Source organism: Sediminibacterium sp. (assembly GCF_019264485.1).
Lineage (GTDB): Bacteria > Bacteroidota > Bacteroidia > Chitinophagales > Chitinophagaceae > Sediminibacterium.
The window spans coordinates 163,536-185,429 of the sequence record NZ_JAHVAA010000012.1; the positions used below are offsets into that span (position 1 = coordinate 163,536).

The following is a 21,894-nucleotide window of genomic DNA, read 5'->3' on the forward strand; positions in this document are numbered from 1 at the left end:
ATAGCGTAGCGAAAAGTGTAAGTAGCGGGTAGCAATCGCCAATACCCGCATCATAGAAATGCTAAAACTTAATATTCCAAGTCACCGCAGGAATAATCGGAAATAAGGACACCTGTTTGGCTTTTACTTCCAGTGTTCCATTACTGGCATCGCCTTCCTGATCGAAATAGATGAAGTATGGATTGAGTCTGCTATAGGTATTGTATAAACTGAAGACCCAGTTGGAGGTATATTTTCTTTTTTTCTTTGGTGTGGGTGTATAAGTAAATGAGAGATCCATTCTATGATAGGCTTTCATTCTGTAAGCATTGATGCGACTGTATTGCTGCGTTAGCACCCCTCCTACAAAATAAAAACGTTCGGGTAAGGATGTGGCATTACCTGTTCCATAAATAAATACAGCAGAGGCTTTCCATTTTTTAGATAACTCATACGTACCTACAATCGACATATCGTGACGGCGGTCGTAGCGACTTGGGTATTTGAGTCCATCATTCAGATCAGGAAACCTGCGCCAGGTCCAGCTAAGGGTATAGCCGATCCATCCTGTAAATCTTCCTCTTACTTTATTGATGAATAATTCTGCACCATAACTCCAGCCCTTGCCAAAAACAAATTCTTCTTCCGGATCTTTTAAAGAGGGTGTGTAACCTTCTCTGTATTCAATCTGGTTGTTCATGGTTTTATAATAGAGTTCAACAGATGTTTCGAACATACCATTGTTGAAATTTCTGAAATAACCCATGGCATATTGCCAGCCTGTTTGTGGTTGTACACGAATGGTGCTGGGTACCCATAAATCTGTGGGTAATGTAGTACCGGCGTTGGTTACTAAATGTATGTACTGAATATTGCGTGTAACCGCCGCTTTGAATGATGACAATTCATTAAACGCATAACGCAATGTAGCCCTTGGCTCCAGACCGCCATATGCTTTTACGGTTTGTCCGCTTTTATAGGTGGTGCTGTCTAATTTATTGCCATTGGCATCGCGTTCATAAAAAGTGTATCGCCCCACCTGCTGAAAAACACTGTAACGGATGCCGTAGTTGAGTTTCAGTTTACTGCTCAGCTCCCAGTCATCCTGCACGTACACTGCATATTCGTTGGCGAATTTCTTCGTGGCATTATTGGGTTGAAACACTACCGTATCCTGGTTACCGCTGAGTACATTGGGTAAGAATGTATGGAATGTGTATTGCACCCCGAATTTGAGTTTGTGTTCTGGACTCGGATAATAATCAAAATCTGTTTTCAGGTTCAGGTCGCGGATACCGGAGGAGAGGTTGATATTGAAATCGTTTTGTTTGCCCGTTAACTGAAATTTATAGTCATTATAGACTGCTGTTGTATTGGCAAATAGTTTTTTACTGAAAATATGGTTCCAGCGTAAGGTGGCTGTGCTATTGCCCCATGGAATATCGATAGCGAAGGAACGCTTGCTGTTATTGAAATTAAACTGGTCGCGACCAAAATAACCACTCAGGTATAGGATATCTTTTTCAGAAAAGCGATAATTCATTTTGGCATTCAGGTCATAGAAATAATAACCGGAGCCGTAGAATTCATTGTCTTTTTTAATAAAAGGTTTGGTCAGCATATCCACATAGGTTCTTCTTGCCGACAGCATATAAGATGCTTTGTTCTTTTTCAGTGGTCCCTGAATGGAAAAGCGTGATGCAATTAAACCGATACCTGCATCAATCTGTGTTTTGTTGTTGTTACCTTCTTTCATGGCCACATCTACCACAGATGATAAGCGTCCACCATATTGCGCGGGCATACCACCTTTAATGAGTGTTACATTTTTAATGGCATCGGCATTGAAGATGGAAAAGAAACCAAATAAGTGACCGGTATTGTACACCACGGCATCATCGAGCAGGATGAGGTTTTGGTCGGCTCCACCACCACGAACATAAAAACCTGCATTACCTTCACCTGCATTTCGTACACCGGGTAAGAGTTGTAATGTTTTCAGCAGGTCTACTTCACCCAATAATGCAGGTAATGCTTTGGCAGTGTTTACACTCAGTTCTATTTTGCCCATCTGGGCAGTTTTTACATTGTTTTCTCTTCTTCTGCCAATAACAGTTACATTATTAATGATAGCAGCATTAGGTAGTAAAAGAATATTTTCCTGAATATCTTTCTGAAGATCGACAGTAATTTCTTTGGGTTGATAACCGATAAAGGATATCAGCAGTTTGTAGCTTCCTTTATTAAGTGTGATGGAATAGAAACCATACTGGTTACTCTGCACACCTCTGCCCTCGCCTGTTACCAGAATATTGGCACCAATAAGCGTTTCACCGGTGAGAGAATCTTTGAGGTAACCATTCAGTGTTATTTTCTCCTGAGCAGATACGAACGTTGTGAGGAGAAATGATAACACTAAAAAACAAATACGCATACTATAAAAAATATCCCTGCGGAAACCTCTGCGCCCTCTCGTTCTCTGCGGTGAACTTACTCGAATATTCACCGCAGAGAACGAGAGAGCGCAGAGAAGTCCGCGGAGTAGTTAGAATTTCCGGAAATCAATAGAATCTTTTACCTCACCACAGATCAGCATTTTTTTGGGGAGATAGGGATTACGGATATCAGATGAATTACTCAACCAGAAAGCACCCGCATCATTAAATGCCATGGGACAATACTGGTGGTATACTACTGCACGATCGTAACGAACGGTACGAATAAGGTCATAGATCTGTTCACTTACGACCTGGAAAGATTTTCTGCGCTCTTCCCTGTCATTTTCTGCCAGCACCGCTTTTAATTCCGAACTGATGCTTACGGCATAGGTACGGGCAGTTGAAGCCACTGCAGAATCGGTATTGAGTTCACCAAATTCACCGGCTGTTCCTGCTACATCAGTAATCAGTGCAACGGTTTTTGCAGCAATCAGTGTATCATTTTCAGCAATAAACTGGTCTTTTAACTGAAAATAAGTATCCAGCATCTTCCCGAAAGCCAGGTTAAAACTGTCGGAATGGGTGCTTTTGCCCAATATGGGTTGAGGGGCATCAGCTCCTGCTGCTTTCTCGTCTTTTCCGCCACAGGCCGCCAATAAAACGATTCCTGCGAGTACCAGTATCTTATTCATATGGTAAAATTTTGCACAAAATTAAAGCAAATTGAAATGGCAGCAGTTTGCAATTACCTTTGCGCTCCTAAATCGTTGTTAAGAAATGTTGATCGGCTTACAGAATGTGACTTTTGAATTTGGTGCCCGTGTAATTGTGGAAGATGCCACCTGGCATATACAACCCGGCGACCGTATTGGTTTGATTGGTTATAATGGTACAGGAAAATCTACCCTCCTGAAAGTGCTGGTGGGTGAATATACCCCCTCCAAAGGCACGGTAGAAAAAGGAAGAGAAACCACCATCGGTTACCTGCACCAGGATCTTCTGAGTTTCGATACCAATGATACCATCACCGAAGTGGCATTGGGTGCTTTTGAAAGAGTGCGCCAGTTAGAGAAAGATATTGAGCGTTTGGGTCATGAACTGGAGAAAGATTCAGAAAACAACGACCTGCTTATTCAGTACACCGATGCACTGCATGAACTGGATGTACTCGATGGCTATAATATTCACCATAAAGCCGAAGAAGTTTTACACGGACTTGGCTTTAGTAATGAAGACCTGGCTCGTCCCTATAAAGAATTCAGCGGTGGATGGAGAATGCGTGTATTGCTGTGTAAAATGATTTTGCAGCAGCCTGATGTATTATTGTTGGATGAGCCTACCAACCACCTCGACCTTCCTTCCATTGAATGGTTGGAGAAATACCTGCTGCATTACCAGGGCAGTGTGGTGATTGTGAGCCACGATAAATTCTTCCTCAACAGAATGGTAAACAAGATTGTGGAAGTGTACCAGCAACAACTGCATATCTATTCGGGCGACTATAACTATTATGAAACTGAGAAAGCGCTGCGCATAGAAATGCAGCAGAAAGCTTTTGAGAACCAGCAGGATTATATCCGTCAGCAGGAACGTTTTATTGAACGCTTTAAAGCCAAAGCCAGTAAAGCGGCACAGGCACAGAGTATTCAGAAGCGTTTGGATAAAATTGACAAAATTGAAGACGTTAAACTCGAAAGACCCGATCTGCGTATTAATTTCCAGTTAGACAAAGTGCCGGGTAAAGTATTGGTGGAACTGAAAAATGCCACCAAACATTTTGGCAAAATCAGGATTGTGGATGCCGCCAATGCAGAAATTGAACGTGGCGATAAAATTGCCCTGATTGGTGCCAATGGTAAGGGTAAATCAACTGTTCTTCGCATGGTAGGTGGTACAGAGCCTTTTGAGGGGCAGCGTATATGGGGACATAATGTAGAAGAAAGTTTTTATGCCCAGCACCAGTTAGAAGCGCTCACCCTTACCCATACAATTCTTGAAGAACTACAACACTGTGGCAGCAAAAAAACCGATGTGGAGTTGCGCGCCTTATTAGGTGCTTTCTTATTCAGCGGCGATGATGTTGACAAACGGATCCGTGTATTGAGTGGTGGTGAAAAAGCACGTGTGGCATTGGCTAAGACCATTGTGAGCAAAGCCAATTTCCTCATTCTCGATGAACCTACCAACCACCTCGATATGCATTCGGTGGAATTACTGGCAGAAGCATTGAATAAATATGAAGGCAGCATTATACTGGTGAGTCACGACCGATATTTTATTTCGAAAACGGCCAATAAAATCTGGGAGATTGTGGATCACCAGATTAAGGAGTTTAAGGGTACTTACCAGGAATGGGTGGAGTGGAATGAGCGGATGGAAAAGATAAAGGCCAGTCAGGGAGACCGGAAGTCCGAAAGTCCGAAAGAGAAGCAGCAGGTGGAGGAAGTGAAGAAAGAAGTGGTGGTGGTGAAAGAGGAAAAAACGAATACTGCCAACCAGGCGATTGACAGGGAGAAGCAGAAGGAATTACAGAAACAGAAACGCAGACTTACCAACCTGGAAACAGAGCTGAATAAATGCAAGGAAGAAAAAGCCAAACAGGAAGCGGCATTGGGTGACCCTTCCAATTATTCTGATCCCAAAAAATTCCAGGAACTCGAAGCGGCGTATAAACAAACACAGGCTAAATGGGCTGAGCTGAATAAAGAGTATGAGGAAGTGTTTGAGCTTGTGATGGAGATGGAAGGGTAACTGAACCAAACTCAGTGCAACTCTGTGCCGTACTCCGTGTAACTCTGTGGTTTAATTTTTAAAACTTTTTAACCACGGAGTTACACAGAGTGAAACACAGAGTTGCACGGAGTTTTTTTTGTTGATAAGACAGCCTGATAAAATGTAAGTATATTCATGCTGCATGAAGAAAATCCTCAACATACCCAACCGTATATTATTTCTGGTGATGGTTGGCGTGGTACTCTTCTGGTATACGGGTAAGAATTTTAATGTTTACAGCAATACTTTCACAGGCGCTTTATATGAATTGCTGTCATTACCCATGCTGGCCTTACCTGTATTGTTGGCTGCTTTAGTTCTCTGGAATCTGTTTCGTGCCAAAGGAATAGATCGAATATGGCCGGTGCTTTCTTTGGGATTATTTGGGATTGGGGTTTGGCAGGTAGTTTATAATTAGTTGGGTTCACTATTGTTGGTCAGGCGACCAACAACGGCGGAACAACGGCAAAACATACAACCCTCCGTGCAACTCCGTGCCTTACTCCGTGTAACTCTGTGGTTTAATTTATATGCCTTTTTTTAACCACTGAGTTACACAGAGTGTTACACGGAGTTGCACGGAGGGTTGCTTATTTGGAAGACCACCTTAAAACCACATCCCGCGTAGACGCGTCGAAGAATGAATGACCGGCACCTGCTTTCCACCGATAAAACCCGGCTTTTTGCCCGGCGCATGATAATGACGCAACTATTTCTATTTGTTTTTGTATCTTAATAAGCTGTAAAACGGCAACTAAAGCGGCAACATTTCGTATTTCCCAATATCAAATCACCCAACAATAAGTAACAATGAAAAAGAATTATTTCTACTTCCTTACGGTTTTGGCAGGTATCGCTTTAGTGGCGGCCACCAAACCATTTACCAGATCGCCCTTTGGCTTCGGTAAAGGAACCCCGGATATCAAGTCTGTGAGCGCCTTAACTTTTGGTAAGGATGGGATACTGTTCATTGGCGATTCGAAAAGTGCTACCATTTTTGCGGTAGATACAAAAGATGCCAAAAACAATAACAATGCCGCAGCAATTGACGTAACCGGTATAGACCAAAAAATAGCCGATGCCCTGGGTACGGTGAAAGAGAAAATCACGATCACTGATATGGCTGTTAACCCAGTCTCCAAAAAACTATATATCGGTTTACAAAACAGTGATGGCACACCTGTGATCGTAAAACTGGAAGGTGAGAAAATAGAAGCGGTTAGTTTAAAAGAAGTAAACTACTCCAGCATTGCCCTCAATGATGTGGCCGCTGAAGATGCCAAAGATGCAAGAGGCCGTTCTTTACGCATATCTACCATTTCCGATATGGGCTTTGCGAATGGCAAAGTATTGGTAAGCGGACTCTCGAACAAAGAATTCAGTTCTTCGCTGCGCAGTATTCCTTTCCCTTTTACCGATCGGCAGGATATGGCTTCTTTAGAAATGTACCATGGTGCGCATGGCCGTTTTGAAACTACCTCTCCTATCCGCACATTTACCACCGGCAAAATCAATGGTAAAGAATATATCATTGCCAGCTATACCTGTACACCGCTGGTTTTATATCCGTTGGATGAATTAAAATCAGGCCAGCATGTAAAAGGCAGAACTGTGGCTGAAATGGGTAGCGGAAATACACCGATCGATATGACCACCATTACCAAGGGCGGCGAAACTTTTCTGATCATGGGTAATACAGCCCGTTCTGTTACAGAAGTGAATTACAAAACCATTGCGGCATTTGAAGGAACGATCACAGAAAGGGTTGCTACTACTGCAGGAACTGCATTTGCAGTATTACCCAATTTAACCAAAGTACAACAGATGGATAAGCTGGATAATAACAGTGTAGTCATCATGCAGAAAAAAGACAATGGCTCATTGGATCTGACTACCGTTAAGAACGATGCGTTATAATAGCTTTCAAAACATTCAATATAACAGGTTATGCCGATTGCGTAACCTGTTATTTTTTTGCCTTGTGCTGCTATTCTCCTGTAAACAAGGTCCGAAAACAATTACCATTATCCAGGAGGGGAATAAAGCCAAAGCAGTATTGATACCATCTCATTTGGTAAAGGATGTAGCCATATCAGACATCCAAAACAATGTAAGGGTGAAAAAAGAAAATGATACGACTACCCTGCTCGGGTATTACCATTTTCAGCAAGGATTATTATTTGAGCCCCTGATCCCTTTTCAACAGGGTGCCAGTTATACCGTATTTGTTCAGGATAAGAAAGTCGCGAATTTTTATATACCTGTAGATAACAAACATACAGCTCCGCAAGTGGTAGCGTTGTACCCGCAATCAGATACCATTCCCGAAAATACCCTGAAGCTCTATATCGAATTCTCTCAACCCATGCGGGAGGGCGAATCATTGCAGCATATCAAACTCGTGAGGAATAAGAAAGATACTTTGCCCGATACCTTTCTCGATCTGCAACCCGAGCTATGGAACGAGAACAGAACGGTGCTTACCATCTGGTTCGATCCCGGCAGAATTAAACGCAACCTGCAACCCAATCTTAAGTTAGGCGCACCCTTGCAGGCCAATACAACCTACCAGTTGGTGATCTCCAAAAACTGGCAGGACACAGAGGGAACACCGATGAAGCATGATTTTATAAAATCATTTGTAACCGGTATACGTGATAGCTTATCGCCCAATCCTGACAGATGGAAAATAGAAGCACCCAAGCAACAATTCAGAGAACCCTTGTATATACATTTAGACAAGGCCCTGGATCATTTTTTATTGTTAGACTGTTTAGCAGTGTACGATCAAAAAGGGAACCTTATAAAGGGTAAGTTGGGAGTAAGTGATCAGGACAGGGCCTGTTATTTTATCCCGGAGCAGAACTGGGGCGCCGGCAGCTATACGCTGCGCATCTTATCAAAACTGGAAGACCTCGCAGGAAACAATTTGAACAAAGTTTTTGATCGTGATATTACAAACACGCAAAAACCATCTATTCAGGAATATTATACAAGAAGTTTTATCATTGAATAATCATACTATACACAGCATCTGTTCTAGTGCTTGTTGGTCAGGCGACTAACAAGAGCGAGAGCAAAAGCAAATGAAACAGCCAGGCTATGTAGCACGAAGTCCCTCGTGCTTCGGAGACTCTACGATGAACTGCTTTCATTTTTGGATACTCTGCTGAGAAAGAAAGCAAATTTTATTTCCACTATGCCTTTGTAGCAACCCCAAAACAATGGGAATAACCATCATCGTCTGTAAGGGAAAACTCAGTCTGCCCATATTCTCTGTCTTCGGTCTCTGACACATCGTATCCAAGTTGCTTTAAACGCTCCCTTGTGGCATGGATGTCAGTCGGTGACCAGTAAAGCCGAATGCCTTCATAGTCTTCTGGCTTAATTGGTGTCCCAACTCTTTGGTTGAGCCAAAAGTAAGTTTGTTCGTTGTGAAGCATACAGCCAATCAATCTGCCTTCACTTCTCATTTCTCTGTCCATGGTAAGTCCGAGACCATCAACCCAAAAGCGTAAACTTTTCTCAAGATCAACGCTGGGAATTACAGGTATACACGATTTAATCAATTGCATATTGCATTTATTTTCTGTTGCTAATATCTTCTCCAAAACACAATTCATACCCATTATTATCAAAAATAGAAAAATCCCTCATTGCATAATCCCTGTCGGCAATTGCAGATTTAATTTTTGCTTTGCCTTGAACTGCTTTCCAAAGCTCATCTATCTTGTCTGTAAATATGTATAAATCTCCTGTCATTTTTGGTTCGGAAAAAAAAGTTTCATTATCATTGGGGTCTTTACAATCATCTGGTTCTTCTATAGGCAGTACAAACATTATTTGAACATCGCCATTAAAGAGTGAAACAAAATTTGGGAAGTTGCTTCGACTGCTAAATCCCAAAACATTTTCATAAAATGAAGTAGTTTCTTCCAAATTTTTTGTCCATAAAATGGGACTTAGTTTTGTAAGTTTCATACCCATATTGGTTTATAGTAAAGCGTCAGTCCAAAATGACGCACAACTCATAAACTTACGAAACTTTTAATATCTAAACCTGTTTCGCCAATCGGCGTAATTAGTTCACAACCTGATTAACAAAAAAATTGCGAAACCCTTTTCAAGTTTCGCAATTCTATTTCTTTAATTCCACCCCCTACTCTGATAGAGAGCATCAAAATTCACTTCTCACCTCTCACGTCTCACGTTCCTCACTTATTCAAAATACTCCTGCTAATCACAATCCGCTGCACCTCACTCGTACCTTCATAAATCTGAGTAATTTTCGCATCACGCATCAGTCTTTCTACATGGTATTCTTTTACAAAACCATAACCTCCATGTACCTGTACGGCTTCGGTGGCAATCCACATGGCGGCTTCACTGGCAAATACTTTGGCCATGGATGAACTGAGGGTATAATCCTGGTTATTGTCTTTTTCCCAGGCGGCTTTCAGACAGAGTAAACGGGCGGCTTCAACCTTGGTGGCCATATCGGCCAGTTTAAACTGTATGGCCTGGTGGTGCATAATTTCTTTACCAAATGCTTTACGCTGTTTGCTGTAAGCCAGTGCCAGTTCATAAGCACCACTCGCAATACCCAATGCCTGTGAGGCAATACCAATACGACCGCCGGCCAGTGTTTTCATGGCAAATTTGAAACCAAAGCCATCTTCTCCTATTCTGTTTTCTTTGGGCACTTTTACATCGGTGAGCAGTATGCTATGTGTATCGCTTCCGCGGATACCCAATTTATTTTCTTTGGCCGCTACGGTTACGCCGGGCCAGTTTTTTTCTACGATGAATGCATTGATGCCCTTGCTTCCTTTGGCTGGATCGGTTTGTGCAATCACCAGATAAACCGATGCAGATGAGCCATTGGTAATCCAGTTCTTGGTTCCATTCAGTAAATAATGATCGCCCATATCTTCTGCGGTGGTGCGCTGACTGGTAGCATCACTTCCTGCTTCAGGCTCACTTAATAAGAAGGCTCCAATGTATAATTCTCCGTCTTTACGACCTTGTGCCAGTGGCGTCAGGTATTTCTGTTTTTGTTCTTCTGTACCAAATGCTTCCAGTCCCCAGCACACCAAGCTGTTGTTTACACTCATACAAACACTTACACTGGCATCTATTTTACTGATTTCTTCCATGGCCAGTACATAACTCACGGTATCCATGCCGGCGCCGCCATATTTGGGGTCTACCATCATACCCATAAAACCCAGTTCAGCCAGTTGCATAATCTGTTCTTTGGGAAACTGTTGTTTTTCGTCACGGTCAATAACACCGGGTAAACATTCGTTCCTGGCAAAATCGCGGGCCGCTTTCTGGATCATTAAGTGTTCTTCGCTGAGTTGGAATTGCATGGTCTTTACTTTTTAGCGGTGCAAAAATAAGCTAACAAACGTTAGGAAAGAAGATTTTTTGATGTCGGATCTCAGATGTCGGATTTTTTTGAAATTTCTCTACATAAATCTCTGCGTAAACTCCCCGTACTCCTTTCTCTGCGGTGCCCTTCCTTCGTCAGGGTGACGTTAGGACCTCACTGCAGAGAACGAGAGATAACAGCGTTTACGCAGAGGATTTGGCCGATTGTTGGGTGTAATTAGGCCGGTAATCAAAAAATCAAAGATCAAAAAATCAAAAATCGGTATCGGAAATGTTAAACAAATGGGCTTCTTTCCTTGTTTCTGATGAAGATAAATAACTTTGCAGTTCAATTGACACCCCCTCCCCTGAGCATTTAGTACAACAGCACCATTTCTCACCAAAAGATTAAGCATGCGGAATCATTTAGGTTTATTATTGATTGGATTTATTTGTAGCACTCAGCTTTTTGCTCAGGATGAAAATGATATGGATATCAACAACCTGTCATTCAAAGTTGCCAGTAACCGTGTATTCGGAAAGATTACAGATGCCCTTACCGGCAAACCACTTGAAGCCGTTTCTGTTCAGTTATACCTGAAAGGGGTTTATGGAAACGACAGTCTCGTTAATGCCTTACTCACCAAAGCAAATGGCGATTTCCGTTTTTCCAGCTTACCGAAAGCCGACAGTTTTAAATTGGTCATCAGTAGTCTGGCCTATGCTGCCAAAAACCTCACTGTACTGTTTACACCCGGTAATGTGCGCAATATTCCTGAAACCGTTTTTTTTGAAAAAGACTTAGGCAATATTGCCCTTGAACAGGATGCCACTACCCTCGCCGCTGTGGTGGTTCGTTCCACTACCAAACCTGCGCTGGAAATGGGTATCGACAGAAAAGTGTTTAATGTAGAGAAAAGCCTTACAGCAACAGGCGGTACAGCTATTGATGTAATGAAAAATATTCCTTCTGTTTCGGTGGATGTGGAAGGCAATGTACAGTTGAGAAACAGTCAGCCCCAGATTTTTGTAGATGGCCGACCCACCATTCTTACACTCGACCAGATTCCTTCCGATAATATTGAAACCATTGAACTTATTACCAACCCTTCTGCCAAATTCGACGCGGCCAGCAGCGGTGGTATCATCAATATAGTGTTGAAGAAAAATAAAAGGATCGGTTTAAATGGTGTGATCAGTATTGGTGGTGGTTACCCTGATATTTATAACAGCAATCTTGCCATTAATGCCCGCCAGGGCAAAGTGAACGTTTTTGCCAGCGGAAGCATTAACCAGTCGGGTGGTATTGCCCGTGGTGAATCTTTACGTGAGAACAGGGTTAACGGTGTGGCTGATAATTTTTTCAACCAGTTTTCTTCCAATGCCAGACTGAGAAGATTTAATTCCATTCGTTTTGGTCTGGATTATTTTCTGGACAACAGAAACACATTATCCTTTACACAGGGTATCGTTGACGGAAGATTTATCAATCGTGAAGAACAGGATCAGTTTTATTACAACAAAACAGGGACTTTACAACGTACAGGTGATCGTTTAACAGAGAACAGAGCAGGTTTTAACCGCTACAACAGTCAGTTAAACTTTACACATAAATTCCCGGAGAATGGAAAAGAGTTGACGGCAAATATCAATTATAATTCAGGCAGTGGTAATAACCTGTCAAATATTACCAATGCATTCTATAATAACGATGGCTCTCCCTATGCGCCTGTAGCAAGGGTGAGAAACGACGGAAGCAATAAAAACAAGCAGGTTACCCTTCAGCTTGATTATGTTGATCCTATTGGTGAAAATGCAAAGCTTGAAACAGGACTGCGTTCCTATATCAATGATGTAAACAGTTCTTTCGCTGCATTTTCATTGGGCAATGGTGTTGAAACCAAACTGCCGCTGAGCAATAATATCCGTTATAAAGAAACGGTGCATGCCGGTTATATTACTTATTCCAACAAGATCAATAGTTTTTCGTACCAGGCAGGTTTGAGGGCTGAATATTCTGAGTTTGAAGGTGAGTTGCTCGACAGCGCCCGTACATTTGGTTATACTTACCCTAATAGCTGGGATCGTTTACTGGATGGGTTCTTCCCCAGTTTATTTCTCACCAAATCGATCAATGAAAATACCGATATACAGTTTAATTATAGCCGCAGGATCAGAAGACCCAATTTCAGACAACTGAATCCATTTGTAGACATTACCGATCCGGTTAACCTAAACCAGGGCAATCCGCAGTTGCAACCCGAGTTCACCAACTCTTTTGAATTCAACTACAATACCAAATACAAAAGCGGTAGTTTTCTGGCTGTCCTGTATTTCAGGAATAACCAGCGCGATATTACCCGTTTCAGCGATACCATTACTGCTGCCCAATACCAGCAATTGAATAATGCGGCTGTTGATCCGAATGCCATCCTCAACACATTTATCAATGCCCAGTACACCAACCGGATGGGCGCAGAATTTACATTACAGCATAAGATTGGAGAAGATTTCGATCTTACACCCAGCGTTAATATGCAGTACCGCAAAGTGAAAGCCATTGTTGGCAAACTCGATCTCAGTAACCAGGGTTTTAACTGGGAAGGAAAACTGATTGCCAACTATCGTTTTCCCACCAAACAAACTTCTTTCTTTAAAAACCTGAGCCTGCAAATGGTAGGTGAATACGAATCGATGGAAGTAACGGCACAGGGTAAATCGCTGGAGCAATACAGCATTGATATGGCCATCCGCAAAGATTTCTTAAAAGATAAAAAAGCCTCCCTCACTTTTGCACTCAACGACGTATTCAATACCAACAGAAGCGGTAATATTTTCGACACTGATCTTTTCTATCAAACCGGCTATAACCGTAGAAATGTGCGCAATTTCCGTCTCACATTCTCCTACAAATTCGGCAGTGCCACATTCAAATTGTTTAATAACAGAAACAACAGAGACGAGGAAGATTAATATGTAGGATGTCAGATGTCGGATTTTTTTTGAAATAATCCCTAAATAAATCTCTGCGTAAACTCCGTTATCTCTTGTTCTCTGCGGTGCCCTTCCTTCGTCAGGGTGACGTTAGTACCCTCACCGCAGAGAAAGGAGTACGGGGAGTTTACGCAGGGTAAAGTCAAATCTGACATCTGCCATCTGACATCAAAAAATTCAATAGTATTTCTTCTGCAAATTATGCAACACGCTTTTATCCAGCACCGTCAACTGCCTGGTGGTGTCCTGGAGAAAATGGCGTTTGAACGACTGGATGGCGGCGCTGGTATCTTTTACATCGTAGCCTATGATGCGAAGGGCCTGTATATGATTAAAATTAGCAGGTACTTCTTCTCTTATTTCATCATACCATAAACCAAAACCTTTTTCTGCCAGTTTTTTCCAGGGGAAACGATAATTGGGGTCATTTTTACGGGTGGGGGCAATATCGCCATGACCAATAAAATTGGCGGTGGGGATATTGTGTTCTTTTTTGAGTCTGGTGAGTAAACTGATGAGGCTGTTGATCTGTAAACTATCGAAGGGTTCAAAGCCATTATTATCGAGTTCAATACCGATGGAAGAGGAATTGATATCGGTCATATTACCCCACTTCCCTATTCCACCATGCCAGGCACGCAGGTAATCGCTGAGCATATGATGTAATACACCGCTTTTACAGATGACATAATGTGCACTCACGGCCGTTCTCGCCAGCGTAAAGGTTTTTAAAGTCTGCTCGCAGGAGTTCTGTGCTGTATGATGAATAATGACAAAATTGGGTTTACGCATATTGAAATTGGTGGTACCTACCCAGTAAGGGGGCAGACCCATTGAATCGGACTGAAATGTTTCAACAGGTGCTGCACGTATGGTTTTAGCGTATTCCTTTGCTTTTTGGTTATATACTTTATTCGAGGCCTTATATGGATTGCGGGAGCAGGCAATAGAAAACAGAAGGGCAAACAGTAAGCAATAATTTTTCATGTCTTTACTTGAAGTGGAAAAATACGAAGAAAGCGCTCAAGTCCGAAAGACCGGGAGTCCGAAAGTCGGGAAGATGATGTCGGATAGTTGTATTTTAGAAAATAGTTTTATGTCCAGGAAGAAAAACAAAAATTCTTTCGGACTTTCGGACTCCCTGTCTTTCGGACTAAAAAAACAACTATGTCATTACATCTCGGCAGATCAACATTCGGCAACCCGGTTAATAAAGGAAATATACTATCGCGCGAAGAAGCAACTGCATTGTTTAATGAATGGGTGCTGAACCCAAAATTGAAATTGCATATGCAGCAAGTAGCCCATCTTATGAAATGCTGGGCCGCTGAAAAGTTACAGGCCGATGAAGCCACTCAATGGTGCTGGGAAATGGCTGGCTTATTACACGATGCCGACTGGGATCAGTGGCCCGATCTTCATTGTAAAAAAATTATTGAAGAACTCGAACACAGAAATGTAGACCCTGAAATCATTCGTGCCATCGCTTCGCATGGTCATGTTCATTTTGGTGTGATTCCGGAAACAGAAATGGACAAAATGCTTTACGCGTTTGATGAACTCTCCGGACTCATTCATGCTTACTCGCTGATGCGTCCGGGTGGATATGATGGCATGGATGTAAAAGGCGTAAACAAAAGACTCAAAGAAAAATCTTTTGCCGCCAATGTATCACGTGATGATATTCGTGATGCCTGTGAAAGAGCAGGGATTGAGTTGAATGAACTGATAGCGTTTATTGTTGAAAGACAGACGGGGGGAACAGAAGAACAGAGAAACAGAGGAACAGAGAAATAAGAAATAAGAAATCAGGAAATTAAGTTGTCAAGATTACAAGAAATTAAGAATCAGGAAATCAAAGATCAAAAAATCAAAGATAAACATGAGAACAATTATCGTAGTTATCCTCCTGGCATCCTGCCTATCCCAGTCGAGGGGACAGTATATTTTGCCTTTGAAAGATCAGGCGAAAGTGGTGGATGAATTGCTGGCAGACAGGTTGAATAATTTATTGCCGGTGCTGATGAAAGAAGAAGCCATTGATATGTGGCTGGTTATTTCACGCGAGTATAATGAAGACCCGGTAATTAAAACCATGCTGCCGGCTACCTGGATCTCTGCAAGGAGAAGAACCATTCTTGTTTTTTATCGCAATCCTTCCGGTGCATTTGAAAAACTGGCTATTGCCCGTTACAATGTAGGCAATGAAATAAAAGCATCATGGGATATGGCCAAATTCCCCGACCAGTGGGATGCACTGGTGGATCTGATTCAACAAAGAAATCCTGCTAAAATTGGTCTGAATTATTCCGCTGATTTTGGTCATGCAGACGGGCTTACCTATACAGAACAAAAAGAACTGGTTGCCAAACTTCCTGCTGCGACTGCTAAAAAAATCGTGAGCGCTGAAAAGCTCGCTGTTCGCTGGCTGGAGACAAGGACTGAACGAGAGATGCAGTTGTATCCGCAACTCATTCAAATTACACACGATATCATTAAAGAAGGGTTTTCAGAAAAAGTAATCATGCCCGGAGTTACTACTACCGATGATCTGGTATGGTGGTTCAGACAAAAAATCCGCGATCTTGGTTTAGATACCTGGTTCCATACTTCTGTATCGATTCAAAGAAATGACCCGGAGAATTTCGATCATCTTCGTTCTTTCTCCAGCAGACCTAAGGATGAAGTGATCAGAACAGGTGATTTATTACATGTTGATATTGGCATTACCTATCTAAGATTGAATACAGATATTCAGCAACATGCGTATGTACTGCAACCCGGTGAAAAAGCTCCCCCTGCAAGTCTGGTGAAAGCATTTGAAAAAGGAAATCGTTTACAGGACATCCTTACTTCGCAATTCAAAACAGGCAAATCGGGTAACCAGATTTTGAAAGATGCACTGGCTCAGGCGAAAGCAGAAAATATACAAGCCGTAATATACACCCACCCTATTGGTTTTCATGGTCATGCTGCCGGTACCACCATCGGCATGTGGGATAACCAGGTATCAGTACCCGGCTCCGGCGACTTTAAAATGAATGAGCGTACAGCTTATTCCATTGAACTGAATGCCGCTTCCGATATTCCTGAATGGAAAAAACCGGTGCGTATTATGCTGGAGCAGGATGGGTATTGGGATGGCAAACAATTCCGTTATATCAGCGGCAGACAAGTAAAACTCTTACTGGTTCCTTCACACGCCCCCCACATAGGAGACTAACCCTGCGGTTTTCTCCGTGCTCTCTCGTTCTCTGCGGTGAGTATTCGAGCAAATTCACCGCAGAGAACGAGAGAACACAGAGTTTACGCGGAGTCGTTTTATAAATTTTAGAATATGGATGAATTTTTATCGGCTGATTACTGGAACGAGCGATATAAAAAAGAGGAAACCGGTTGGGATATTGGGTTTGTATCTACTCCACTAAAAACATATATCGATCAATTAGAACGAAGAGATATCAGCATACTCATTCCCGGTGGAGGCAATAGTTATGAAGCTGCTTACCTGTTAGAAAATGGTTTTACCAATATTACCGTGATTGATATTGCACCGGTGGTAGCAGAAAAATTAAACAACCAGTTCAGGCAGTTTGGAGATGCTATTCAGATTATCTGTGGTGATTTTTTTGAACTTTCGGGAAGCTATGATCTTATTCTTGAACAAACTTTTTTCTGCGCTATTGATCCATCATTAAGAAAGGCTTACGTAGAGAAGATCAAACAATTATTAAATCCGAGCGGGAAACTGGTTGGTCTGTTGTTTAATCGTTCATTTGAAAACAGTCCGCCCTTTGGAGGCGATGAAAAAGAATATAGAGATTTATTCAGTAACTATTTCAGCATTCAAAAAATGGGGACTGCTTACAACTCCATTCCACAACGTTCAGGAAGCGAGTTGTTCTTTATTCTCACCCCTCCGTGAAACTCCGTGCCTCACTCCAAAACAAATCCGACATCCGCCATCAGACATCCGAGATCTACTTCGGTTCCTGTTGGCTGAGGCAATGGAAGCTGCCGAGGCCCCAGATGATATCGGTGGAGTCGATACCCACTACTTCTCTGTCTTTGAATGCATCGGCAATAATGCTTAATGCCTTATCATCTTTCGCTGAACGGAATGTAGGCACAATTACATGTTGATTGCTGATATAGAAATTGGCGTATGATGCAGGCAGGCGCTGGTCTTCATACACCACTTCATCGGGCATGGGTAGTTCAATAATATTCAACTGCTTGCCATTCAATAAACGCATTTCTTTTAACTGTTGCAGATTGGTTTGCAACAATGCATAATTTTCATCCTGTTTGTTCTCTTCAATAACCGTAATAACGGTATCTGTATTTACAAAGCGAACGGTATCGTCGATATGTCCATCGGTATCGTCGCCCACAATGCCTTCATCCACCCATAATACCTGTTCCATTCCATAATAATCGATCAGGTATTGTTCTATCTGCGACTGACTTAAATGTGGGTTTCGGTTGGGATTTAACAAGCAGCAGGTAGATGTTAACACAGTTCCTGCACCATTGAATTCTACCGAACCTCCTTCCATTACAATACCCGGATTAAATACAGGTATATTGAAATGTTGTCCGATTAAAGTTGGAATAACATCATCTAAATCGTAGGGAGGATATTTATTGCCCCATGCATTATAGTTCCAGTCAACAATTACTTTTCGTTGCGCTGCGTTGGAGTTGATGAGGAATGCCGGTCCATGATCGCGGCACCAGGCATCGTTGGTGGGGTGCATGAAAAATTCAACCTGCGACAGGTTTACACCGGCTTTCTCGAGGTGGCCGATGGCAAATAATTTCATGGCATCGTTGGCTACGTTGATGCGCACTTTTTCACTTAACGCCAAATACTTAATGAATAATGCGTAATTGGGATAGATAGAATCAATCTTACCGGGCCAGCTTGCTTCTTTATGCGGCCATGAAAGCCAGGTGGCTTCATGTTGCTCAAATTCAGCGGGGAAAAAGTATCCGAGAGATTTAGGAGTATCTTTTGAGTCCGAAAGTCCGGAAGACCGAAAGTCCGGTGTTAGTTGTTTTTTGTTGGGGGAGAACATGTATGTTATAACTTTTATTTTAGTTTTTGTTTAAGTGCATTTAGCATTGCCAGCATTTCATCGCACAGCGTGTATATATCCTCAAAATCTGCCTGTTTGATTAGGCCTCTAATCCTGGCAATATGCAGGCAGGCAACTACTTCTATATTTGATCGAATAGCAAAATTCAAGAACCGTAGAAACTCAGGATTTGATTGTCCTGTAGACCCTTCAGCTATATTAAGCGATACTGAATCCGCGGCTCTTTTTATCTGGCTTGTTAAAACAAATAGTTCTTCTTTAGGAAATTGTTTTACCAGCACATTCACCTTTTCAATTAATTGCAATGATTTCTGCCACACAATTAATTTTTCAAATTTAAAGGGCATACTTTTTTCGCACAAGATAAATCATTGTCATACGAACCACCCGCTCCGCGTAGCATGCAATCTTAACCACTACTCTCCTCACTTTCGGACTTTCGGTCTCCCGGACTTTCGGACTAAATTAGTCCTCGTCGATGAACCGTTTAGTAATGGGTTGATATGAGTCAATTCGGCGATCACGTAAGAATGGCCAATGAGTTCTATAACGATCAGTTTTCTTTGTATCAATTTCAACTACAGTAACCTCTTCTTCATCATGCGAGGCTTTATAAAGCAATGATCCGAATGGATTACTTACAAATGAACCGCCCCAGAATTTCATGGCGCCATTCTGTTCAAAGCCTACCCTGTTTACACTTACTACGTGAACGCCGTTGGCTACTGCATGACTTCTCTGTATGGTTTGCCATGCATTGTATTGTTCGGTGTTAGTAGCTTCATCCTGACTGGTGGCCCAACCGATGGCTGTAGGATAGAATAATATCTCCGCTCCCATCAGCGATGTAATTCTTGCTGCTTCAGGATACCATTGGTCCCAACAGATCAATACACCCAATGTTGCGTATTTTGTTTTGAATACTTTATAACCGAGGTCTCCGGGAGTGAAATAAAATTTCTCATAATAAGCCGGATCATCGGGTATATGCATTTTGCGGTACTTACCAAGGTAGCTACCATCTGCATCCAATACCGCAGTCGTGTTGTGGTATAACCCTTCTGTTCTTTTTTCAAATAAAGAAGCAATGATCACCACATTCAATTCAGCAGCAATTTTTGACAATGTTTCTGTAGACGCACCGGGAATTGCTTCTGCGAGTTTGAAGTTTTCATAATCTTCCACATCGCAGAAATACAGGCTGGTAAACAGTTCCTGCAAACAAACAATCTGCGCGCCTTTTGCAGCCGCTGCACGGATACCTTCAATGGCTTTCGCCATATTTTCTTCCTTCGATGCCGTGCAACTCATTTGCACCAGGCCTATTTGAATTTTTGACATACCGTTGTTTTAGCTTCTAGCTTCTAGCCACTAGCTGCTAGTATTTAATTATTTGCTTTTGTTATTTTTTTCTAGCTGCTAGTGGCTAGAAGCTGGCAGCTCATCACGTGCTGTGTTTAATAATCGCGTCAAAACTATTAATACCGATAATCTTCTCTGTAATATATCCTTCTGCGTAACCTACGCCTATTCTTTTGCCCAGCATCATGGCCCTGGCTTTTACGGTTTCAAGGAATTGCGGGGTGGAGATATAGGTTTGCGGTTCATTTCCTCCTGTACTGTTGAATTGGGTGGTGTATGCTAATACAGATTCAATTTTTTTATCCATATACGCAGTAATGTCTACTACAAATGATGGCTGGATAAAACGATCCTGTATATAATGGAATACATAGGTTGGTCTCCATGCTTCCTGAGACTGCCCATTTTCGGTTGTTTCAATTTTTCTTAAGCCTGCAAGGAAAGCGGCATCCGATACCAGTTTGGCGCTTCGTCCATGATCGGGGTGTCTGTCTTCGGGTGCATTGGCAAGAATAATTTCAGGGCGATATTTCCTGATGACTTCAATGACCAGTCGCTGGTGTTTTTCATCGTTCTGAAAAAAGCCATCGGCCATACCCAGGTTTTCCCTCACTGTTACACCCATAATAGCGGCGGCAGCGGCGGCCTCCTGTTTACGTGTTTCAGCCGTTCCCCTTGTGCCCAGTTCTCCACGGGTAAGGTCTACAATACCTACTTTCTTTCCTTCTGCCAGTGCCGCCATAATGGTGCCGGAACAACCCAGTTCCACATCATCCGGATGTACCCCAAATGCCAGTATATCAAGTTTCATGAATCTGTTTTAATGCTGGCAAAGGTAATACTTGCATTTTACTTGACACACCCTGGCTCATTAGCAATTTCCTCAACAAAAAACGACTCCGCGAAACCTTCGTTTCCTCTCGTTCTCTGCGGTGGAATTACTCGAATATTCACCGCAGAGAACGAGAGGAAACGGAGTTTACGCAGAGTCGTTGAGGATACTTCGATTGCTTAATAATAACTGTAGGTTACTTCAGTTTCAGTTGAGCCTAAAGGGCCGGTTGACATGGTTCTTTTTACCGGGGCTGCTTTTCCATTGTAGGTAAACTGGTAATTGTACACCTGTTCCGATCCGGCAATTTCATCACGACGGGTAATCTTTGTAGGATTGTTGACCGTTATAGGCACCCCACTCAGGTACAGGAAATGCCTGAACGTATTGTCTACATTCAAATGCTGGTCATAATTATCATAACGGGTAGTCTGGTATTTGGTAGCCTGTCCGTTTTGATTGATCTGGTACCTGATTTCTTCTTTCAGGTTTCCATCGGGATGATAAGTATATTCCTGTTTAAAAGTGTAGGCAAAACCGATGGCACCCGGAGAGGTTTTTTCATAGTCTTCTATCGATTCCAGCCTTGTACCCTGCCCTACATAATTAATAAACTTGTAGCTCATTTTTACTCCATTCTCATACCGGCTCACTGCCGTTACCTGATCATTCACATAAGCATACCTGAACTCAGCTCCGTTTTCAATCTGAACAGATGCTACCTTACCGATACTATTATAAGCAAACTGATATACTTCTTTATAAGTAGTACCACCCAGGTCGGAGAAAATAATAATCTTATCCAGTTTACCATCCTGTCTGTAATAAAAGGAATCTGAATAACCTCCTCCAAAACTCACTTTTGCCAGTTTACCGCTGAATAAAGTTTGTTGCACCGGCTGCTCTGTTTTTTTTCCACAGGAGATAATGACCATCATCAAAATCATTGAGCCAAAAATGTTCATCGCTTTTTTCATACTGTCTTCTGTTTTTTTTGTTTGACACAGACCATTGACCATTCGTGTCGGATATACTTGCTTTA

The 21,894-nt window shown here is 42.2% G+C and carries 19 protein-coding genes; 8 read left to right on the top strand and 11 right to left on the bottom strand.

Going from position 1 to position 21,894, the window contains the following annotated elements; translation table 11 throughout:
• Positions 1 to 61: 61 nt before the first annotated feature.
• Both KXJ59_RS10340 and KXJ59_RS10345 read right to left on the bottom strand, forming a co-directional pair.
• A complete protein-coding gene (locus KXJ59_RS10340) occupies positions 62 to 2,395 on the bottom strand; it encodes a TonB-dependent receptor (protein ID WP_295204222.1) in 2,334 nt (777 codons plus the stop codon).
• Between the two features lie 129 nt (positions 2,396 to 2,524).
• Entirely contained in the window at positions 2,525 to 3,109 is a 585-nt protein-coding gene (locus tag KXJ59_RS10345; RefSeq protein WP_295204225.1) for a DUF3347 domain-containing protein, read from the bottom strand.
• 85 nt (positions 3,110 to 3,194) lie between these two features.
• Between KXJ59_RS10345 and abc-f the strand changes: the two genes are divergently transcribed.
• The 4 genes from abc-f (at position 3,195) to KXJ59_RS10365 (ending at position 8,205) form a co-directional block, all read left to right on the top strand.
• Entirely contained in the window at positions 3,195 to 5,168 is a 1,974-nt protein-coding gene (gene abc-f / locus KXJ59_RS10350) for a ribosomal protection-like ABC-F family protein (protein WP_295204227.1), read from the top strand.
• 163 nt (positions 5,169 to 5,331) lie between these two features.
• The gene (locus tag KXJ59_RS10355) at positions 5,332 to 5,607 is read left to right on the top strand and encodes a hypothetical protein (protein ID WP_295204229.1); all 276 of its coding nucleotides are present in this window, start codon (positions 5,332 to 5,334) and stop codon (positions 5,605 to 5,607) included.
• A gap of 392 nt (positions 5,608 to 5,999) precedes the next feature.
• Positions 6,000 to 7,106: a hypothetical protein gene (locus KXJ59_RS10360; protein WP_295204232.1), complete on the top strand. Its 1,107-nt coding sequence runs from the start codon at positions 6,000 to 6,002 to the stop codon at positions 7,104 to 7,106.
• A 37-nt stretch (positions 7,107 to 7,143) separates the two neighbouring features.
• Complete coding sequence (locus KXJ59_RS10365) at positions 7,144 to 8,205, top strand: Ig-like domain-containing protein (protein ID WP_295204235.1); 1,062 nt, start codon at positions 7,144 to 7,146, stop codon at positions 8,203 to 8,205.
• A gap of 181 nt (positions 8,206 to 8,386) precedes the next feature.
• Here KXJ59_RS10365 and KXJ59_RS10370 read toward each other — a convergent pair whose 3' ends face one another.
• From KXJ59_RS10370 to KXJ59_RS10380, 3 genes are all read right to left on the bottom strand, one after another.
• Positions 8,387 to 8,764: a VOC family protein gene (locus tag KXJ59_RS10370; RefSeq protein WP_295204238.1), complete on the bottom strand. Its 378-nt coding sequence runs from the start codon at positions 8,762 to 8,764 to the stop codon at positions 8,387 to 8,389.
• Positions 8,765 to 8,771: 7 nt separating this feature from the next.
• Positions 8,772 to 9,170, bottom strand: a complete 399-nt coding sequence (locus KXJ59_RS10375; RefSeq protein ID WP_295204239.1) for a VOC family protein — start codon at positions 9,168 to 9,170, stop codon at positions 8,772 to 8,774.
• Between the two features lie 233 nt (positions 9,171 to 9,403).
• Positions 9,404 to 10,561: an acyl-CoA dehydrogenase gene (locus tag KXJ59_RS10380; RefSeq protein WP_295204241.1), complete on the bottom strand. Its 1,158-nt coding sequence runs from the start codon at positions 10,559 to 10,561 to the stop codon at positions 9,404 to 9,406.
• Positions 10,562 to 10,976: 415 nt separating this feature from the next.
• On the opposite strand from KXJ59_RS10380, the gene KXJ59_RS10385 reads away from it, so the two are divergent.
• A complete protein-coding gene (locus tag KXJ59_RS10385) occupies positions 10,977 to 13,535 on the top strand; it encodes an outer membrane beta-barrel family protein (RefSeq protein ID WP_295204244.1) in 2,559 nt (852 codons plus the stop codon).
• Between the two features lie 198 nt (positions 13,536 to 13,733).
• On the opposite strand, the gene KXJ59_RS10390 is transcribed toward KXJ59_RS10385, so the two are convergent.
• Entirely contained in the window at positions 13,734 to 14,543 is an 810-nt protein-coding gene (locus KXJ59_RS10390; RefSeq protein ID WP_295204248.1) for an N-acetylmuramoyl-L-alanine amidase, read from the bottom strand.
• 180 nt (positions 14,544 to 14,723) lie between these two features.
• Here KXJ59_RS10390 and KXJ59_RS10395 point away from each other — a divergent pair, with 180 nt between their 5' ends.
• From KXJ59_RS10395 to KXJ59_RS10405, 3 genes are all read left to right on the top strand, one after another.
• Entirely contained in the window at positions 14,724 to 15,353 is a 630-nt protein-coding gene (locus KXJ59_RS10395; protein ID WP_295204251.1) for a hydrolase, read from the top strand.
• A gap of 85 nt (positions 15,354 to 15,438) precedes the next feature.
• Positions 15,439 to 16,779: a M24 family metallopeptidase gene (locus KXJ59_RS10400; protein WP_295204254.1), complete on the top strand. Its 1,341-nt coding sequence runs from the start codon at positions 15,439 to 15,441 to the stop codon at positions 16,777 to 16,779.
• A 114-nt stretch (positions 16,780 to 16,893) separates the two neighbouring features.
• Positions 16,894 to 17,481, top strand: a complete 588-nt coding sequence (locus KXJ59_RS10405) for a methyltransferase (protein ID WP_295204257.1) — start codon at positions 16,894 to 16,896, stop codon at positions 17,479 to 17,481.
• A gap of 55 nt (positions 17,482 to 17,536) precedes the next feature.
• On the opposite strand, the gene KXJ59_RS10410 is transcribed toward KXJ59_RS10405, so the two are convergent.
• From KXJ59_RS10410 to KXJ59_RS10430, 5 genes are all read right to left on the bottom strand, one after another.
• Positions 17,537 to 18,637 carry an agmatine deiminase family protein gene (locus tag KXJ59_RS10410; protein WP_295204263.1) on the bottom strand — a complete coding sequence of 367 codons (1,101 nt, stop codon included), beginning with the start codon at positions 18,635 to 18,637 and terminating at the stop codon, positions 17,537 to 17,539.
• A gap of 14 nt (positions 18,638 to 18,651) precedes the next feature.
• Positions 18,652 to 19,005 carry a four helix bundle protein gene (locus KXJ59_RS10415; RefSeq protein WP_295204266.1) on the bottom strand — a complete coding sequence of 118 codons (354 nt, stop codon included), beginning with the start codon at positions 19,003 to 19,005 and terminating at the stop codon, positions 18,652 to 18,654.
• Positions 19,006 to 19,123: 118 nt separating this feature from the next.
• On the bottom strand, positions 19,124 to 19,999 hold the full coding sequence (locus KXJ59_RS10420) for a carbon-nitrogen hydrolase (RefSeq protein ID WP_295204269.1): 876 nt from the start codon (positions 19,997 to 19,999) through the stop codon (positions 19,124 to 19,126).
• 103 nt (positions 20,000 to 20,102) lie between these two features.
• A complete protein-coding gene (gene bshB1 / locus KXJ59_RS10425) occupies positions 20,103 to 20,831 on the bottom strand; it encodes a bacillithiol biosynthesis deacetylase BshB1 (RefSeq protein WP_295204271.1) in 729 nt (242 codons plus the stop codon).
• Between the two features lie 200 nt (positions 20,832 to 21,031).
• On the bottom strand, positions 21,032 to 21,829 hold the full coding sequence (locus KXJ59_RS10430; protein ID WP_295204273.1) for a hypothetical protein: 798 nt from the start codon (positions 21,827 to 21,829) through the stop codon (positions 21,032 to 21,034).
• Between the last annotated feature and the right edge of the window lie 65 nt (positions 21,830 to 21,894).

What these genes read in the sequence shown, in the direction of transcription:
- bshB1 (WP_295204271.1), bottom strand. Translation starts at nt 20,831, where the DNA reads ATGAAACTTGATATACTGGCATTTGGGGTACATCCGGATGATGTGGAA.
- KXJ59_RS10385 (WP_295204244.1), top strand. Translation starts at nt 10,977, where the DNA reads ATGCGGAATCATTTAGGTTTATTATTGATTGGATTTATTTGTAGCACT.
- KXJ59_RS10420 (WP_295204269.1), bottom strand. Translation starts at nt 19,999, where the DNA reads ATGTCAAAAATTCAAATAGGCCTGGTGCAAATGAGTTGCACGGCATCG.
- KXJ59_RS10415 (WP_295204266.1), bottom strand. Translation starts at nt 19,005, where the DNA reads ATGCCCTTTAAATTTGAAAAATTAATTGTGTGGCAGAAATCATTGCAA.
- KXJ59_RS10410 (WP_295204263.1), bottom strand. Translation starts at nt 18,637, where the DNA reads ATGTTCTCCCCCAACAAAAAACAACTAACACCGGACTTTCGGTCTTCC.
- KXJ59_RS10375 (WP_295204239.1), bottom strand. Translation starts at nt 9,170, where the DNA reads ATGAAACTTACAAAACTAAGTCCCATTTTATGGACAAAAAATTTGGAA.
- KXJ59_RS10430 (WP_295204273.1), bottom strand. Translation starts at nt 21,829, where the DNA reads ATGAAAAAAGCGATGAACATTTTTGGCTCAATGATTTTGATGATGGTC.
- KXJ59_RS10360 (WP_295204232.1), top strand. Translation starts at nt 6,000, where the DNA reads ATGAAAAAGAATTATTTCTACTTCCTTACGGTTTTGGCAGGTATCGCT.
- KXJ59_RS10370 (WP_295204238.1), bottom strand. Translation starts at nt 8,764, where the DNA reads ATGCAATTGATTAAATCGTGTATACCTGTAATTCCCAGCGTTGATCTT.
- KXJ59_RS10355 (WP_295204229.1), top strand. Translation starts at nt 5,332, where the DNA reads ATGAAGAAAATCCTCAACATACCCAACCGTATATTATTTCTGGTGATG.
- KXJ59_RS10400 (WP_295204254.1), top strand. Translation starts at nt 15,439, where the DNA reads ATGAGAACAATTATCGTAGTTATCCTCCTGGCATCCTGCCTATCCCAG.
- abc-f (WP_295204227.1), top strand. Translation starts at nt 3,195, where the DNA reads ATGTTGATCGGCTTACAGAATGTGACTTTTGAATTTGGTGCCCGTGTA.
- KXJ59_RS10395 (WP_295204251.1), top strand. Translation starts at nt 14,724, where the DNA reads ATGTCATTACATCTCGGCAGATCAACATTCGGCAACCCGGTTAATAAA.
- KXJ59_RS10390 (WP_295204248.1), bottom strand. Translation starts at nt 14,543, where the DNA reads ATGAAAAATTATTGCTTACTGTTTGCCCTTCTGTTTTCTATTGCCTGC.
- KXJ59_RS10380 (WP_295204241.1), bottom strand. Translation starts at nt 10,561, where the DNA reads ATGCAATTCCAACTCAGCGAAGAACACTTAATGATCCAGAAAGCGGCC.
- KXJ59_RS10405 (WP_295204257.1), top strand. Translation starts at nt 16,894, where the DNA reads ATGGATGAATTTTTATCGGCTGATTACTGGAACGAGCGATATAAAAAA.
- KXJ59_RS10345 (WP_295204225.1), bottom strand. Translation starts at nt 3,109, where the DNA reads ATGAATAAGATACTGGTACTCGCAGGAATCGTTTTATTGGCGGCCTGT.